A 16,614-nucleotide genomic window follows, 5' to 3' on the forward strand; every position below is an offset into this window, starting at 1 on the left:
TTCGTAGATAAATATATGAGACTCCAGCCTAAATTTTGAAATTTTCGACTAATACCTGCAGCTTCTCTGCCAGAGAGGAGAGGAATGCGGCGGAGGATTCGACCTCCTGCATGGCCGCAAGCTGCTCCTGGGATGAAGCGGACAAGGTCTCCGCGCCTTCTGCTGTCTGATTGGAGACCGCTACGATCTTCTGGATCGAAGCGACAAGCCCTTCAGAGAGCAGGGCCAGCTCACGCACGGTGGCCGAAATCTGCTGGCTGTGTGCAGACATATCGGAGACGGAAGACTCAATCTCGGAGAAAGAATGTCCGGCGGCTATAATCATCTCTTTGCCGTGATGCATCTCTTCCGTGGAGTGCTTCATGGTCTCTCCGGCCTTGTCCATCTGCTGGACAATCAGACTGACCAGCTCACCGATCTGGCGGGCAGATCCGGCCGAACGTTCAGCCAGCTTGCGTACAGAGCCTGCCACAACGGCGAAGCCGCGGCCCTCTTCTCCGGCCCGTGCAGCTTCAATAGCCGCATTAAGGGATAACAGGTTCGTCTCCTCGGCAATACTGGCTATGGTGCCGACAATATTCTCAATCTCTTTGGAATGGCTGCCCAGCGTCTCGATAATGCCGGAAAGATCCGAGATGCTCGCGCCAACAACGGCCATCTGGGAGGTGGTCGAGTCCATAGATTCCCGGCCTGTCCGGGCTTTCTGGGAGTTGATGGCTGCCTGATTCATCGCGCTGTCCGCATTGCCTGCAATTTCAGTAATGAAATGCGACATATCCTGTACGGCCTTGAAGCTGCCCTCCAGATTCTGCAGCTGGGTATGTGCCCCGTCGGCCAGATTCAGGGTGACATTAACGCTGTGCTCTCCGGCCCGGTTGGTCTCCTGGGCGCTGGCGGACAGCTCCTGGGAAGAGGAGGCAACCAGCATGGATGTATCATTGACCTGTGTGATCAGGTCACGCAGATTCAGGGTCATGTCATTGAAGTCACGGGCAAGCTTGCCGACCTCGTCCTTGGCCGTGAAGAGCAGCGGTTTCCGGGTCAGATCGCCTTTGGCTACCGTGTTGACTGATGCAGACAACTTGGTGAGCGGGCTGACCATCCGGCGGATGAGCAGATAGGCGGCGAGAATTGCAATAATCAGAATCGAGCTGCCGATCAGGAAGGGCTGGGTGATGATATCCATGGTCCGGGATTGAATTAACGGGCCGTCGAAGTTAATCGCCATTAATGCAATGATGGGTTTGGTAGGGTCATGGTCCTGATAGATGGGGCCGTAGCCGGTTTTGAGGGAGGTACCCTGATATGTATACACTTTCGAGTAGGCGGAATGCTTCATGGTGGTAATCATTTCTTTATCTTCATCTGAGAAGTAGAAGGGGTCTCCGGCTTTGTAGCCTCGTTTCTTGAAGTTCTTGTCAGCGGCCAGCACCTTGCCGTCCAGTGAAAGAATGAAGGCTTCTTTGAAAATAGGCTTGTGATCACTGATCCATCCGATGCGGTCTTCGATTGCAGCCAGCTTGCTGGTATCCCCGGCAGCCAGAGCGGTTATGTCGGCAGGATCGATAAGGCCGGTGGTTATATTGGCGCAGCCTACCAATTCAATACCTGCAGCTTCATCGATCTGCTTGTAAGCCGCATGATAACCGAAGAAGCCTATGGATGAACCAACCAGTAGCAATACAATCAGCATCATCCATGTTAATTTTGTTGCCAATTTCATAACAAATATCACCAGCCCTGACTCTAAAAGATTAAGTGAATTTTGCGGTTCACTGCTACGATTATAGCGCATACGCTGCGGTTTGAGCGTATGTCGGAAAAAAAGAGTTTTTGTGTCGGAAAATGATGGATTATGTATAAAAAATCATTGAAAAACAGGCCCCTAATCCTATTTTATATTCAAAAAATATTGTATGTCGGACCGGTATAATGGTACGCTTGAGGCAGAATAAACGGATTGGGAGCTGAAGGGATGTCACAAGAAGTCAATCCTTTGATCGAACGTGTGGGATTATCCATGTGGAAGGTTCAGCGCAGAATCATGTCACAGATGTCAATGCATAAGGAATTGGGGTTGACTGTGCCGCAATTCGGGCTGTTACATATGATCTTTCAGGAGCAGAAGGCACGGGTGATTCAGCTGGCGGACAAGATGGAAGTGAAGTCCAGTGCAGTCACCGTCATGCTCGACCGCCTGGAGCTGCTGGAGCTGATCGCCCGCGTGCCTGACGAGAATGACCGCAGAGCGGTGATCGTCACGATTACCGGCAAGGGGCAAGAGGTGCTGGAAGAAGCACAGCGCCGGTCACTGCTGCTGCTGGGAGAGCATCTGGCCATTCTGGAGCCGGCAGAGCTGGAGAACTTCGCGGATTATTATCTCATGCTGGAGAATCAGGAGCGTTAACATAAGCATCACAAAGAGGCAGCGCTTCTCCTGTTACGGAGAGGCGCTGCCTCTTGTCTAAATATGAGAAGCTATATGTTTTACGCTATACATTATCCTTCTATTTCTCGCTGTAACGGTACCGTCCTTTAAAAGGACGATACCGTTACCACTTGTGTCTGGCTATTCTACGGCAGGTTCTTTATCCGGCAATTGTGTAACGTAGCTGTCAGACAGCTGGCGCAGCCGCAGAGCACGGTTGTATTCATCCTCGTTGCCGGCCGGAGCAGTACCTCCGGTAGCCAACGGGTATTGGGTATTATCCTCGAAGCTGTTGCCCGGAATCAGCAGGGCAGAGCTGGAAATGAAGGATCCGGTAGGCAGGTAATACCGCTGCGGCAGCAGATTGTAGGACTGGCTGAGCAGATCCTGGCCGAAATGAATGTTGTTATCCATCGATACCCCCAGCAGGCTGGCGGCCGTAGGCATAATATCGACTTCTCCGCCTACCTGCGCAAGCTTCTGCGGAGCAATTCCCTCACCATGGATGAGCAGCGGAATGTTGAGCATATTGGCGTAGCTGTAATCATATCCGTAGATTTCCTTCATTAGCTGCTTGTCATCATGATCCAGCGAATAGATCGGCAGTCCCATATGGTCGCCGTAGACCATAACCAGACTGTTCTCCCATAATCCGCTCGCCTTCAGTTCATCTACAAACTGTCCGAAGGCATAGTCCGCATAGTTCTGCGACCGGACATAATCGCCGACAAAGGTTCCTTCATACCGCTCAGGAAGCTTCATCTTGTGCTTCTCTTCAGGAATAGTGAACGGGTGATGCGCCGACATGGAGATGACCTGAGCATAGAATGGCTGGCCTGCATCGCTCATTTCCTTCAGCTTCTCCGAGGATTTGCGGTAGAGCACCTCATCGGAAGCGCCGAAGAAGAAGGCGTCCTCGTCACCGAAGAACTGGTGGTCGTAATACTTCTGCCAGCCGAGGGCCTTGTACAGCTCGCCCCGGTTCCAGAATTCCACTACGTTGGTGTGGAACGTGGCCGTCTGATAGCCGTTATCTCCCAGCAGACGGGGCAGACTCGGCAGCTGCTTGTCGATATAAGACATGGTAGCTGCACCCTGCGGAGGAATATAGAAGGACGAATTGACCACGAATTCCGCATCGGAGGTGTTGCCCTGGCCGACCATCTGATAGAAGTTCGTGAAGTACAGGCTCTGCTCCATCAGACGGTTCAGGTTAGGAGTGACCTCCTGGCCGTCTACCTTAAGACCCATCAGGAAGTTCTGGAAGGACTCCAATTGGATCACAATCAGATTCTTGCCCTTGGCGGCACCGGCATAAGCGGAGACTGCTGAAGCGTCGGTGCCCTTGAGCTGGTTAATCGTGCTCTGTGTGATTTCACTAGCCTCTACCAGCTCGGTTTTATCTTTGGCAAAGATCGTGTATGCTTCATAATTAAGGATGCCCATCTCCTGGGCCTTCTTGATCTCATTCATGCTCGCCTTATTCGGAAGAATATTGAACAGGCAGAGTCCGAGCGAGACGGCGAACAGTACGACATGCAGCGTCCGGCCACTGCGCCGGTTGATCTGGTCTTTTTTATAAGTGCGGCCGTTCTTGTTAATGAAGAAGTAGAAGCCCAGCACAATGATATCGGTGAAGATCAGCAGATAATAAGGGTCCATCAATGAGAACACACTGTTCTTGACGGCAGTGACCTGGTTCACCTGCTCGGCGGCATGGTAAGTGACAATGACCCCGTAATATTTGAAATACATAATGGCGGCAAAAAAGATCGCGGTAACCAGCAGATTGACCGTCATGTAATAGCCGAGCTTCCGTCTGGAAGCAAAGCGCTCAATCAGGAAAAACAGGGCCCAGACAAAGGGCAGCTCCGTCAATACGGATTGCCAGAACTTTAAATCATCAAAGATTACACCCCAGGCCAGCAGGCTTTTGAGCAGAAAAAGAATGGAAAAGAACACAAATGGCTTAAGGAGCCATCGTTTCACAGTTTGGGATGACACAGCTTCGCCTTCTTTCTATAAAATGAACATGTTTCCCGGCTGAAAAGGAAACAGCAGCATGAGGACAGAAGAATACCATTATCAATAAAACTTATTATGAAGTGCCAGGGAAGGAATGTCAAAAATCAGAAGCGGCCGTATACTCCCTGAAGCGCGCGTAAACTACGGCTAGAACGAACCCGGCGCAGACCATTCCCTCAGGCGGGTTAATATCGGCGTTAAACGAAGAATATGAGCCATACGCAGCGGAAGCTGGCGGAAATTATTGGAGGTGGGGACGGATGGAGCATACAGAAATCACGCTGTCCGTGAGGGCGCTTGTGGAATTTGCCTACAGCAGCGGCAGTCTGGAGCCGGGCTTCCGCAGCGGGGCCGCCATGGCGGAGGGGACGCGCAGCCATCAGCTGATCCAGAAGCAATACAAGGAAGGGGACCGCAAGGAGGTCTATTTGAAGACCGGAATTCCTTACGGGGATCTGCTGTTCCAGATTGACGGACGCTGCGACGGCCTGCTTACGGCAGAGGATGGGAGTCTGACGGTGGAGGAGATCAAGTCCATGGCCGGAATCCCGGACCCTGCGCTAGAAGGGAAGGAGGTACATTGGGCCCAGGCATACATGTACGCTTACATGCTGGCAACGGAGCTGGAGCTTCCTTATATCCAAGTGAAGCTCACCTATGTGCAGCGGGGAAGCGAGGCACAGTACAGTCTCTACCGGGAGATGTCCCGCGAAGCGCTGACGGCCTTCGCGCTAGAGACCGTAAGCAGGTACGCACCGTATGCCGAGATGATGGTCCGTTACAAGGCGAAGAGAGGGGAGAGCATCACTGCCCTGTCCTTTCCGTTCTCGGCCTACCGGCCCGGCCAGCGCCATTTCGCTGCCGCAGTCTATACCTCCATTGCTGAGGGGGCGAACCTCTTCGCCCAGGCACCGACAGGCATCGGCAAAACCATGTCCACTCTATTCCCGGCGGTCAAAGCGCTGGGCGAAGGCAAGGCAGCCGGTATCTTCTATCTGACTGCCAAGACAGTTACACGGATCGCGGCGCAGGAGGCTGCCTCGATGCTGAACCGCCGCGGGCTGCATCTGCATGTCATTGCGCTGACGGCGAAGGAGAAGGCCTGTTTCCGGGAGGAGGGAGTCTGCGGCAATGATTCCTGCGCTTATGCGGAGGGGTATTATGACCGGATCAATGGCGCACTGATCGATATGCTGGAGCAGGAGATGCTGATGACCCGGGAGACGATCGCCAGCTATGCCCATAAGCATCAGGTCTGCCCGTTTGAATTCTCGCTGGATGCCGCCTATGTCTGCGATGTTGTGATCTGCGATTACAATTATATCTACGATCCGCGCATCAGTCTGAAGCGCATGTCGGAGGAGCGTAAGAAGAACACTGTGCTGCTGGTGGATGAAGCGCATAATCTGGTGGACCGGGGCCGGGAGATGTATTCTGCTTCGCTCACCAAGGCGCCCTTCTTGGCACTCAGCCGGACCTATAAGACGGCGAATCCAAGGCTCGGCACTGCTGCCAAAGCGGTGAATACCTTCTTCATTGCGCTGCGTAAGATTTGCGGTGACAAGGGTGCGGGAGAGTGGGCGGCCTATCCCGAGGAGCTGCCGGAGCTGCTGGAGAACTTCGCGGCCGAAGCCGAGCTGGAGCTGCTGAATCCCTCTTCTCTTATAGGCTCCGCGCAGGCAGAGGAGGAGGGGGAGAACAGCCTGCTGGATACCTTTTACGCGGTACAGGCGATGCTCCGCACCTTCAAAACCTACGATGAACGCTACATCACCTATGCCGAGGTGCGCAGCGGAGATGTGTATCTGAAGCTGTTCAATCTCGATCCGTCGCATCTGCTGCAGCAAATGGGCAAGAGCTTCCGCAGCCAGATTCTGTTCTCTGCGACCCTATCGCCGCTCTCGTATTACAGAGATATGATCGGTGCAGGCGAGGAGGATTACAGTCTGAGCTTGGCTACGCCTTTTCACAAAGAGCAGTGGCAGGTATCTGTGCTGCCGGTATCCACCCGGTTTCATGACCGTGAGGCTTCAATACAGCCGCTTAGTGATGCGCTCAAAGGCCTGGTCTCGAAGAAGGGCAACTACCTGGTCTTCTTCCCCTCCTATCTCTACTTGAAGCATGTCTATGAGGTGTTCACTGAGAAGTACCCTGAAGTCCCCACGCTGCTGCAGGGCAGCGGAATGAGCGAGCCGGAGCGGGAGAGCTTCCTGGCGGCCTTCCGCCCGGATAACCCGGAGCCGCTGCTTGGCTTTGCCGTGCTGGGAGGTATTTTCTCGGAAGGGGTGGATCTGCCCGGTGACCGGTTGAACGGGGTGATGGTCGTAGGTGTTGGACTCCCGCAGGTGGGACTGGAGCGCAATCTGCTGCGGAGCTATTTCCAGTCACAGGGTAAGAACGGCTTCGATTATGCTTATATCTACCCGGGTATGTGCAAGGTGCAACAGGCCGGAGGACGGCTGATCCGCAGTGAGAGCGACAGCGGGGTCATTGTGCTCGCTGACGACCGCTTCATGCAGCAATCCTACAGGCAACTGCTTCCAGAGGAGTGGCGGGACTACTCTGTGATGACCTAAGCGGGTATAATCTACTGAAAAGGCATTCACCAGACAACTCAGGAGGTAATGACATGACGCTTAATATCGGACTTGTTGGAACAGGCTGGTTCTCCAAGGTACATGCGGATTTGCTGGCGGGCATGGAGGATGTGTCGCTGAAGGCCGTCTGCGGCAGCAGCAAGCTTAAGGGAGAAGAGATGGCCCGCCCTTACGGGGCCGAAGGCTACGGGGAGATTACCGAGATGCTGGACAGCCACAAGCTGGATGCTGTCTACATCTGTGTGCCGCCACAGTCGCACGGGGCGATTGAGCGGGCGCTGATCCGTAGAGATATCCCCTTTTTCATCGAGAAGCCGCTAGGCTCAAGTACGGCCATTCCGGCCAGTCTGCTGGAGGATATTAAGCAGCATCAGCTGCTGACCTCGGTAGGCTATCATTTCCGCTACCAGGAGAATATTCAGCGGCTGAAGCAGACGCTTGCCGGAGACAAGGTAGGGATGATTACCGGAGAATGGATGGGCGGAATGCCCGGCGTGGCGTGGTGGCGCAATCAGGAGCAGTCCGGCGGGCAATTCACGGAGCAGACGACGCATATCGTTGACCTGCTGCGTTATCTGGCCGGTGAGGTGACAGAGGTCTACGGCATGTTCGGCAACCGGATTATGCATGAGAAGCATGAAGGGGTGACTGTAGCCGATGTGGGCACCGTGTCACTGAAGCTTGCAAGCGGCATTATCGCCAGCATCTCCAATACCTGTGTGCTGCCCGGTGAGGTGAACAAGGCCGGAATCAGCTTCTATAATGACAACGGCATGCTTGACTGGAACCCGGAGCGTCTGCTCGAAGTCCGCAGCGGGGACAGCAAGGAATACAAGAATACGGGCAACCCTTATGCGGTAGAGAGCGAAGCCTTCCTGTACGCAGTCCGCACCGGAGACCGCTCCCGTATTCTCAGCGATTATGAGGACGGGTACAAGACGCTGAAGGTAACCTGCGCTGCGTATGAATCTGCCCAGAGCGGATTGCCTGTGAGGCTATAGGCCTCCGTCTTAAGACGAGGGAACAGCTTAATGAATGAACACTGCAAGCATTGCGGGTGCCAGCCCGATGGAGAGCAGCGCCGCCAGAATCATTGAGATACTGGAGATGGTGCCGGTCAGCGAGCTAAGCTCGAAGGCCTTGGAGGTGCCGGTGCCATGCGCTGCGGTGCCAAGCGACACTCCGCGCGCCACTTCATTCTCAATGTGGAAGAGGCGCAGTACCGAAGGCCCCATCATCGTTCCAAGCACACCTGTGAGAATGACGAAGACTGCGGTGATGCTGGGAACTCCGCCTATGCTCTGAGAGATGCTCATGGCAATCGGCGTAGTTACCGAACGCGGGACCAGGCTGGTGGCGAGATCTCCGCTCAGGTGCATTAATTTGGCCAGCAGCATGGAAGATAGTACAGCCATTACCGTTCCTGACAGCACGCCTGCCGCAATTTCGGCGGCGTGCTTTTTGAGCAGCTTGAAATTCTTGTGCAGCGGAATCGCGAAGGCGATTGTCGCCGGCTGAAGCAGGTCTGACAGCCATTTGCCGCCTGCATTGTAGGATTCATAAGAGCTGCCTGTGATCAGCAGGAAGCCGATGATGACCAGCGGGGTGATGATCAGCGGAGAGGTGTACATTTTACCGCTGGCCGCATAGATCCGTTTGGTTATAAGATATACGGTGATGGTAAGTCCAAGGAATAATAGTCCAGTCATCATGAGCTTCTACGCTCCTTTACTTTATAGATAACACCTGTCAGCAGACCTGAGCTGGCCATGACAGCAAAGGTGCCCACGAGCACAACAGCCAGTACCTGCAGGCCGAAGGATTCCAGCAGCTTCGAGTAGTTCATCACCCCTATAGCCGATGGAATGAAGAACAGCAGCAGTTCAGCCAGCAGCCACGAAGCACCTGCCTCCACCCAGTTCAGACGGATCACGCCGGATTCGAGCAGCAGGAATAATAGAATCATCCCGATAATGCTTCCGGGAAGCGGAATATGCAGCAGTGAGGTTAATCCGTTAACCAGCAGGGAGAACACGGTTAGGCCGGCCACCTGCAGTAAGCCTAAGGCAATCTTTTTCATCATGATTACCTCCTTTCATCTCTTACTGAAAGTTTACATCTGATTCTTTCATAGGTAAAATGAATGGATTGAATAGATCGCATTCTAATTGTCTATACATGGAGGGTTGTCTAATGGATATCAGACAGCTGGAGTATTTCGTGCAGGCCGCCAGGCTGAACAGCTTCTCCAGAGCCGCAGAATCGCTGTATATCACCCAGCCGACCATCAGCAAGATGATCCGCAATCTGGAGACGGAGCTGGGGGCTGATCTCTTCTACCGCGAGGGCCGGAGCATCCGCCTGACGGATGCCGGAGAGCTGCTGCTCGTCAAGGCGCAGAACATTGTAGAGTCCTTCGCCAGCCTCTCCTCCGAGCTGGACAGCCTGCGCAATCTGAAGCAGGGGCATATCCGTATCGGACTGCCGCCCATGGTGGGGGCGAGCTTCTTCCCGGCGGTCATCGGGGAATTCCACCGGAAGTATCCCGAGGTGACGATCCGGCTGCATGAGGACGGAGCAAAGAAAGTGGAAGATGACGTTGAGTCCGGCCTGCTCGACATCGGGGCGATTGTGCTGCCGGTGGATGAGGCCAGGTTCCACAGCTTCACCTTTGTGGAAGAGCGGCTGGAACTGCTGGTCCCCGCCGGGCACCGTCTGGACGGAGCGCAGCAGGTACCGCTGAAAGAGCTGGCCGGGGAGGAGTTCGTCCTGTTCCGGGAGGACTTCGCCCTGCATGACCGGATAATTTCGGAATGCGTGAGAGCGGGCTTCCAGCCCAAGGTGGTCTATGAAAGCTCCCAGTGGGATCTGATCAGCCGGATGGTCGCCGCCGGGATGGGCATTGCGCTGCTGCCGGAGACGATCTGCCGGGATATCGACCGTTCGCGGATTACCGTCATTCCCCTGACAGAGCCGGTAATTCCCTGGCAGCTGGGCATGATCTGGCGCAAGGACCGCTATCTGTCCTTTGCCGCAAGAGAGTGGATTGCTTTTGCGATGAATGTACTCGGGGAGCGGTATCACCCGCCGGAGCCTCCGGAGGATATATAAATAACAGAGCTTATTTATACTTCCGCCGACATTTTTTTCTTTTTTTGCAAATTTTGTTTTTTGGCATCATGATTTATGATAGGGGAGAAGTTGATAGAGAGAAGGTGAGTAACTGTGAACCTTTACCAGAATTCTCCTGATGCCAATGGCCGGGATTACAGAGAAAATGAGCTGTTCCTTACTATAGAGAATTTAAGAAGCGAGCTGCTGGAGGTAGCCCAGGAGCGGAGTCTGAGCGATCATGCGGTGCTGGAGCTAAGCCAGCGGCTGGATGGATATATTGTGATGGCCCAGAACCTGATGATGGAGAGCCTGCGCAGCCGCAAGAATGGAGCCGCGCCCTACGGCAAGAATAAGAAGAGCCAGCGGATCCGGAATCAGGCGGCTTTGCAGCAATAATCAATAATACACCCGGGCATCTGACGGTGTTTGTTAATCATGGTCCTACTAATGTGGGGCCATTTTGTTGTGCTTTTCATAGTGTTGTCCTATAATGGCAATTAATAGAAGGATAACCTGAATGATGGATAGGGAGGTGCCGGGTGGAGGCGAAGCTGACTACATTACGTACGGAAATCGAGAAGAGTCTGTCCCGCTCGGGTCATAATCTTGCCTCATTTGCCAAAGTCTCCGGCCTGAACCGCGGCAGTCTCAGCGCCATTCTTCACGGCAATCCGTCGAAGCCCATCTCGCTGGGACAGCTGGATGCCATGATCCGGGCCTTCGGCTTCCCGGAAGGCTGGCTGTATCCGCTGTATGTGGATGAGTGCTTCAGTGAAGAACGCATCTCCCGCCGCCGGATCGAGCCCTTCCTGGTCAAATGTGCCGAGATGGGCAAGCAGCAATGCATTGAAGAGGTCTTAAGGCGGATTATGGAATATCAGCGGCCGCTGGATATCATCTACAGGGTGGCAGAGAGGCTATTCTGCAGCGGCAAAGTACAGGAGTCTATCGTATTCTACAAGCTGATTGTAGACCATGAACAAGACAGCTATTCCGAGCGTATGGCGATTAGCCAGTACCGTATCTTCATGTCTTTGCAGTCTACTCCCGATGTGGATATGGAGCAGAAGCTTCGAGCTGTAATCAGCTTCGAGCCGTACCGCGGGCTGCTTCCCGAGGAGATGCAGCTGGACGGGCTGCTGAAGCTGGCGAAGGTGTGCTTCGCACTGCACCGCTGGAAGGATGTTGAGAAATTCTCCGATGAGCTGAGGGCGTTAGCAAGCGGGATCTACCGCGAGGAGCTGCGCCGCAGTAAGGGGAAGAGGGCGGAGGCTTTTCAGGCGGAACGTCCGCTGGTGGTCTATTACGGGCACGGCTACCTGCTGAAGGCATCGGCGCTTACCAAGCAAGGGGAGTATGAGCAAGCCAAGAAATATACCGCTGGCTATGCAGACCTGAGCTGGTTCGAGATGCTGGATGACGAAGGGCGCAGCAGTGTAGACAGCTTCAAGCTGTTTGCCACCGCCAACGGGTTCACGCTGGAGATTCTGATGGGTAATATCTCTGTATTGCCTTCCTATATCGCGTTCTTGTCCGAGCACCCTGGGGAGATTCTGTCCGGCATGGTGATCATTATGGAGTCGGCCAACCGCTTCGGGTTCTCCGCTGATGCGGTGATGTCGCGCTTTTCCCGGGAGATGCTGCGGTTTGAACAATTCCAGGATACGATTAATGTAGACCGGGTGTACCGTCTCTATTATCAGATTGCGATCTACCATATCTCCCGCAAGCAGTATGCCAAGGGAATAGACTATATCATTCATTGCCTGCGTCTGACCATTAGGCTCAACAGCGGCAAGGACTTCATTAATTGTGTGACCTTATTTGAAGTGAACAGAGACTACGCTTCGGATACCCAGCAGAATGCGTACCGGGAGCTGATCAGGGAGGTGAGAACGCATGAAGAGATCACTGTTGATGACGGCCAGCGTTTTGGTATTGTTTAGCTTCATTCTTGCGGGTACAGGAACAGATCAGAAGTCCAAGGTAAGAGGCTTTACCACTGTTGAACACGGAGTGGAATTTTAGAGCAGATTAGAGCAGTTAGCAGTTAATTGTATAGCTAAGAGAGACTCCCCGGCCCTCTGTGTCGCGGGAGCGTTTGTGCGCGGTAATGTGAAATAAATTACATAGTAACGGCGTAATCAGGAATTGACAAATTGCAGGCACGAAAATATAATTAGGTAACCTAATTAATACATGCTTTAATTATTTGTATACCTAACTAAAATGAGGTGGAAGCATTGGGATAAATCGCGAAGGTGAAAACTCAGTCGGACACAAGCTTTTCTCTGCACTTCGGAAGCTGCGCAAAGGGCATTGGCATCACTCGGTGGAGGGGCATAAGCCAAGTGAGATGACTTTACTGATATGTATTGCACGGGCGTCGCATACTTCAGATCTGGGACTTAAGGTGTCGGAGATCAGCCGTTTCTTAGGACTGACTCCGCCAACGGTAACTCAGCTGATTAACAGTCTTGAAGCCAAGCAGATGGTAGAACGGCAGGCTGATCCGTCTGACCGGAGGGTAGTGCGCATCAAGTTGACCGAACAGGGGAAAATTATTACCCGCAGAGCCAGGGACCATATGGACGCCACACTTCACAGGATGGTGGAGTATTTAGGTGAGGAAGAATCTGATCAACTGGCGGAACTGCTGCTGAAAGTCTATGCCTTTATGGAGGATAATCCTCCGCCTAATCTAGACCGGTTACAAATGAACGGAGATGAGAAGCATGATTAAATTAATGAAACAACTGAAGCCCTTCCGCTTGGCCATCGCAGGGGTATTGATTCTGGTATTCCTGCAGTCTATGGGTGATCTGTATCTTCCCACCTTGATGAGTAACATTATCGACAAAGGGATTGTGGACGGAGACCAGCCTTATATCTGGAGAATCGGCGGCTTCATGCTGCTGGTGGCGGCAGGAGGTGTGCTATGCTCTATTATTGCCAGTTATCTGTCAGCCAGGGTGGCGGCAGGCTTCGGGAAGAATACCCGTTCCCGGGTGTTCAATCATGTAGAGAACTTTACGCTCCATGAATTCGATAAGCTGGGCACGGCCTCATTGATTACACGTACCACTAATGATATTACACAGGTTCAGACCGTCCTGACTATGATGCTCCGCATGATGGTCGGTGCCCCGATGATGATGATCGGCGGGATTATTATGGCGGTGTCTGAGGACGCCAAGCTCTCGCTGATTTTTGTAGTGGTGATTCCGCTGCTGGTCGGAGCGATATTTTTCATCGGAATGAAGGGCCTTCCGCTGTTCAAGGCGATCCAGATCAAGCTGGACAAATTAAATCTGGTGCTGCGCGAGCATCTGACCGGTATCCGCGTCATCCGCTCCTTCAACCGGATTGAGCATGAGAACAGACGGTTCAGTGAGGCGAACCGCGACCTTACCGACACGGCGATTAAAGTTAACAAGGTAATGGCGGGGCTGATGCCGTTGATGATGATCGTCATGAACTTCTCGATGATTGCCATTCTGTACTTCGGCGGAATCCGTATCGGAGACGGGGATCTGAAGGTTGGCTCTCTGATGGCATTCATTCAGTATGCAATGCAAATTATGTTCTCGCTGATCATGGTTTCGATGATGTTCGTGCTGATTCCAAGAGCTTCTGCCTCAGCACTGCGCATTAATGAAGTACTGGATATGCAGCCTGAGATTAAGGACCCTACCTCTGCAGAACTGAAGACTACGGCTACAGCTACACATGAGGACGGCCGTGACGGATTGCGCGGGTATGTGGAGTTCGACAATGTATCCTTCGCTTATCCGGGTGCGGAGCAGGCGGCCTTGTCGGGAATTACCTTCAGAGCGCGCCCCGGTGAGATTACCGCCATCATCGGCGGAACCGGGTCAGGCAAGTCCACGCTGCTGAATATGATTCCGAGATTCTATGATGCTATTGAGGGTACGATAAGTGTGGATGGTGTGGATGTGCGCCAGATGACGCAGGAGGATCTGCGGAGCAAGATTGGTTATATTCCGCAAAAAGCCGTGCTGTTCACCGGTACCATTAACGAGAATATCCGTTACGGTAAAGAGGATGCTACCGAGGAAGAGATTCTTCATGCCGCCAAGGTGGCGCAGGCCTATGACTTCGTCTCCGCGATGAAGGAAGGCTTCGATTCAAGCATCTCCCAAGGGGGCGGTAACGTCTCCGGCGGACAGAAGCAGCGCCTGTCGATTGCCCGTGCTCTCGTCCGCAAGCCGGAGGTATACCTGTTCGATGACAGCTTCTCCGCGCTGGACTTCAAGACCGATGCCAAGCTGCGTGCCGCTCTTAAGGAGGAGACCACAGAATCTACCGTCCTTATTGTCGCACAGCGGGTAAGCACGGTAATGGATGCAGACCGGATTATCGTACTGGATGAAGGTCAAATTGTCGGAATGGGTACGCACCGCGAGCTGCTGGATAACAATGAGGTGTACCGCGAGATTGTATCCTCGCAGCTGTCAGAGGAGGAAATAGCATGAGTGAGCAGAACAAAGCAGTGAAGCCGCCGCAGGGCGGAAGACACGGCGGCTTCGGCGGTGGACCGGGCGGCGGTCCCGGCATGAGAATGCCCGCCGAGAAGGCAAAGGATTTCAAGGGCACCCTGCGCCGCCTGGTCCGGTATTTGCGTCCGCGCCAGGTCCAGCTAATTATTGTATTCGTGATGGCGATTGCCAGTACCGTATTCAGTATTTTCAGCCCTAAGGTTATGGGGAAGGCAACGACCAAGCTGTTCGAGGGCGCTTATGGCATGATGATGGATGTGCCTGGGGCTAAGATTGATTTTGGCTATGTGAATGATATTCTGATCCTGCTGGCAGGCCTGTATCTGTTCAGTGCGCTGTTCAGTTATATCCAGCAATATGTAATGGCCGGTGTGGCACAGAAGGTTGTATACGATATGCGCGAGCAGATCAACAGCAAGCTGGAGCGGCTGCCGCTGAAATATTTCGATTCCCGGACTCACGGGGAGATTCTCAGCCGGGCGACCAATGACGTGGATAACATCAGCACCACCCTGCAGCAGAGCTTGACCCAACTGATCACCTCCATAGTGACGATTGTCGGGGTTATTGTGATGATGCTGACGATCAGCCCTTGGCTTACCCTGATTACGGTCGTTACGCTGCCGCTTAGCTTCGTGGTGATTATGCTGATCACCAAGCGCTCCCAGACCTATTTCGTCGGACAGCAGAAATCGCTGGGCCAGCTGAATGGTCATGTGGAGGAGATGTATACCGGGCACCGGATTATCAAGGCTTTTGGACGGGAAAAGAACTCCCTGAAGGACTTCAATGCCATCAATGAGGATCTGTATAACTCCGGCTGGCGCTCCCAGTTCATCTCCGGGATTATTATGCCGCTGATGATGTTCATCGGGAACCTGGGGTATGTGCTGGTGTGTGTGGTCGGCGGGATCTTCGTGACCAAAAAAGCGATTGATGTCGGCGACATCCAGGCGTTCATTCAGTATTCGCGCCAGTTCACCATGCCGATTACGCAGACCGCAAATATTGCCAACATCATTCAGTCCACTATCGCTTCGGCAGAACGTGTATTTGAACTGCTGGATGAGAAAGAGGAAGTCCCTGAAGTGGCTGCTACACTGGCGAAACGTTCTGCAGATGCAGAAGAGGGCTCTGTGGAATTCCGTCACGTGCAGTTCGGCTACAAGCCGGGTGAACTCCTGATTGAAGACATGAACATCGAGGTCACTCCGGGACAGACCATTGCGATTGTAGGACCAACCGGAGCCGGCAAAACCACGCTGATCAACCTGCTCATGCGCTTCTATGAGATCAGCGGCGGGGAGATTGTGATCGACGGTGTGAACATCACCGATATGAAGCGCAGCGAGCTGCGCAGTAAATTCGGTATGGTGCTCCAGGATACCTGGCTGTTCAACGGGACCATCCGCGATAATATCGCTTACGGCCGGGAAGGGGCTACGGAGGCTGATGTGGTGCGTGCAGCCAAGGCTGCACATGCCGATCACTTCATCCGTACGCTGCCGCTCGGGTATGACACGATTCTGAATGAAGAGGCCTCCAACATCTCCCAGGGTCAAAAGCAGCTGCTTACCATCGCCCGGGCGATTCTGGCCGATCCGTCCATCCTTATTCTGGATGAAGCAACCAGCAGCGTAGATACACGCACAGAGGTGCAGATTCAGAAGGCGATGAACACGCTGATGCACGGCAGAACCAGCTTCGTGATCGCTCACCGCCTGTCCACCATCAAGGACGCCGATCTGATCCTGGTGATGAACCAGGGCAGCGTGATTGAGAAGGGTACCCATGTGGAACTGCTGGAAGCCGGCGGCTTCTATGCCGATCTCTATAACAGCCAGTTCTCCGGGGATGACCTGCCGGACGCAGGCTGATCCGAATAGAACAGTTACCTGAATATAGCCGGCTGTAGACCACAGCCAAGCAT

General features: G+C 53.5%; 13 protein-coding genes. 9 read left to right on the forward strand and 4 right to left on the reverse strand.

Annotated features, from left to right (window positions below; translation table 11 throughout):
- Positions 1-28: 28 nt before the first annotated feature.
- Positions 29-1,723 (reverse strand): methyl-accepting chemotaxis protein, encoded by a 1,695-nt coding sequence (locus tag C162_RS05585; protein ID WP_036692145.1) that lies wholly within the window; start codon positions 1,721-1,723, stop codon positions 29-31.
- A 252-nt stretch (positions 1,724-1,975) separates the two neighbouring features.
- Between C162_RS05585 and C162_RS05590 the strand changes: the two genes are divergently transcribed.
- Positions 1,976-2,407 carry a MarR family winged helix-turn-helix transcriptional regulator gene (locus tag C162_RS05590; RefSeq protein ID WP_051493261.1) on the forward strand — a complete coding sequence of 144 codons (432 nt, stop codon included), beginning with the start codon at positions 1,976-1,978 and terminating at the stop codon, positions 2,405-2,407.
- A gap of 162 nt (positions 2,408-2,569) precedes the next feature.
- On the opposite strand, the gene C162_RS05595 is transcribed toward C162_RS05590, so the two are convergent.
- Entirely contained in the window at positions 2,570-4,432 is a 1,863-nt protein-coding gene (locus C162_RS05595; protein ID WP_036692147.1) for an LTA synthase family protein, read from the reverse strand.
- Positions 4,433-4,713: 281 nt separating this feature from the next.
- Between C162_RS05595 and C162_RS05600 the strand changes: the two genes are divergently transcribed.
- On the forward strand, positions 4,714-7,029 hold the full coding sequence (locus C162_RS05600) for an ATP-dependent DNA helicase (protein ID WP_036692165.1): 2,316 nt from the start codon (positions 4,714-4,716) through the stop codon (positions 7,027-7,029).
- Positions 7,030-7,082: 53 nt separating this feature from the next.
- On the forward strand, positions 7,083-8,051 hold the full coding sequence (locus tag C162_RS05605; RefSeq protein WP_036692166.1) for a Gfo/Idh/MocA family protein: 969 nt from the start codon (positions 7,083-7,085) through the stop codon (positions 8,049-8,051).
- 27 nt (positions 8,052-8,078) lie between these two features.
- Here C162_RS05605 and C162_RS05610 read toward each other — a convergent pair whose 3' ends face one another.
- Both C162_RS05610 and C162_RS05615 read right to left on the reverse strand, forming a co-directional pair.
- Positions 8,079-8,759, reverse strand: a complete 681-nt coding sequence (locus C162_RS05610) for a CidB/LrgB family autolysis modulator (protein ID WP_036692288.1) — start codon at positions 8,757-8,759, stop codon at positions 8,079-8,081.
- Positions 8,759-9,130 carry a CidA/LrgA family protein gene (locus C162_RS05615; RefSeq protein ID WP_036692167.1) on the reverse strand — a complete coding sequence of 124 codons (372 nt, stop codon included), beginning with the start codon at positions 9,128-9,130 and terminating at the stop codon, positions 8,759-8,761. Before C162_RS05615 ends, C162_RS05610 begins: the two co-directional genes overlap by 1 nt.
- Positions 9,131-9,243: 113 nt before the next feature.
- Between C162_RS05615 and cidR the strand changes: the two genes are divergently transcribed.
- The 6 genes from cidR to C162_RS05645 all read left to right on the forward strand — a co-directional run bounded on the left by cidR (position 9,244) and on the right by C162_RS05645 (position 16,561).
- Entirely contained in the window at positions 9,244-10,161 is a 918-nt protein-coding gene (cidR, locus tag C162_RS05620; RefSeq protein ID WP_036692168.1) for a cidABC operon transcriptional activator CidR, read from the forward strand.
- Between the two features lie 114 nt (positions 10,162-10,275).
- Positions 10,276-10,560 carry an aspartyl-phosphate phosphatase Spo0E family protein gene (locus C162_RS37440; protein WP_036692170.1) on the forward strand — a complete coding sequence of 95 codons (285 nt, stop codon included), beginning with the start codon at positions 10,276-10,278 and terminating at the stop codon, positions 10,558-10,560.
- A gap of 143 nt (positions 10,561-10,703) precedes the next feature.
- Entirely contained in the window at positions 10,704-12,110 is a 1,407-nt protein-coding gene (locus tag C162_RS05630) for a hypothetical protein (protein WP_036692172.1), read from the forward strand.
- Positions 12,111-12,520: 410 nt separating this feature from the next.
- Complete coding sequence (locus C162_RS05635) at positions 12,521-12,907, forward strand: MarR family winged helix-turn-helix transcriptional regulator (protein WP_051493262.1); 387 nt, start codon at positions 12,521-12,523, stop codon at positions 12,905-12,907.
- The gene (locus tag C162_RS05640) at positions 12,900-14,660 is read left to right on the forward strand and encodes an ABC transporter ATP-binding protein (protein ID WP_036692176.1); all 1,761 of its coding nucleotides are present in this window, start codon (positions 12,900-12,902) and stop codon (positions 14,658-14,660) included. The genes C162_RS05635 and C162_RS05640 overlap by 8 nt, the downstream gene beginning before the upstream one ends.
- Positions 14,657-16,561 (forward strand): ABC transporter ATP-binding protein, encoded by a 1,905-nt coding sequence (locus C162_RS05645; RefSeq protein ID WP_036692180.1) that lies wholly within the window; start codon positions 14,657-14,659, stop codon positions 16,559-16,561. Before C162_RS05640 ends, C162_RS05645 begins: the two co-directional genes overlap by 4 nt.
- Positions 16,562-16,614: the final 53 nt, after the last annotated feature.

This window comes from Paenibacillus sp. FSL R7-269 (assembly GCF_000517865.1).
In the GTDB taxonomy this organism is placed as follows: Bacteria; Bacillota; Bacilli; order Paenibacillales; family Paenibacillaceae; genus Paenibacillus_AQ.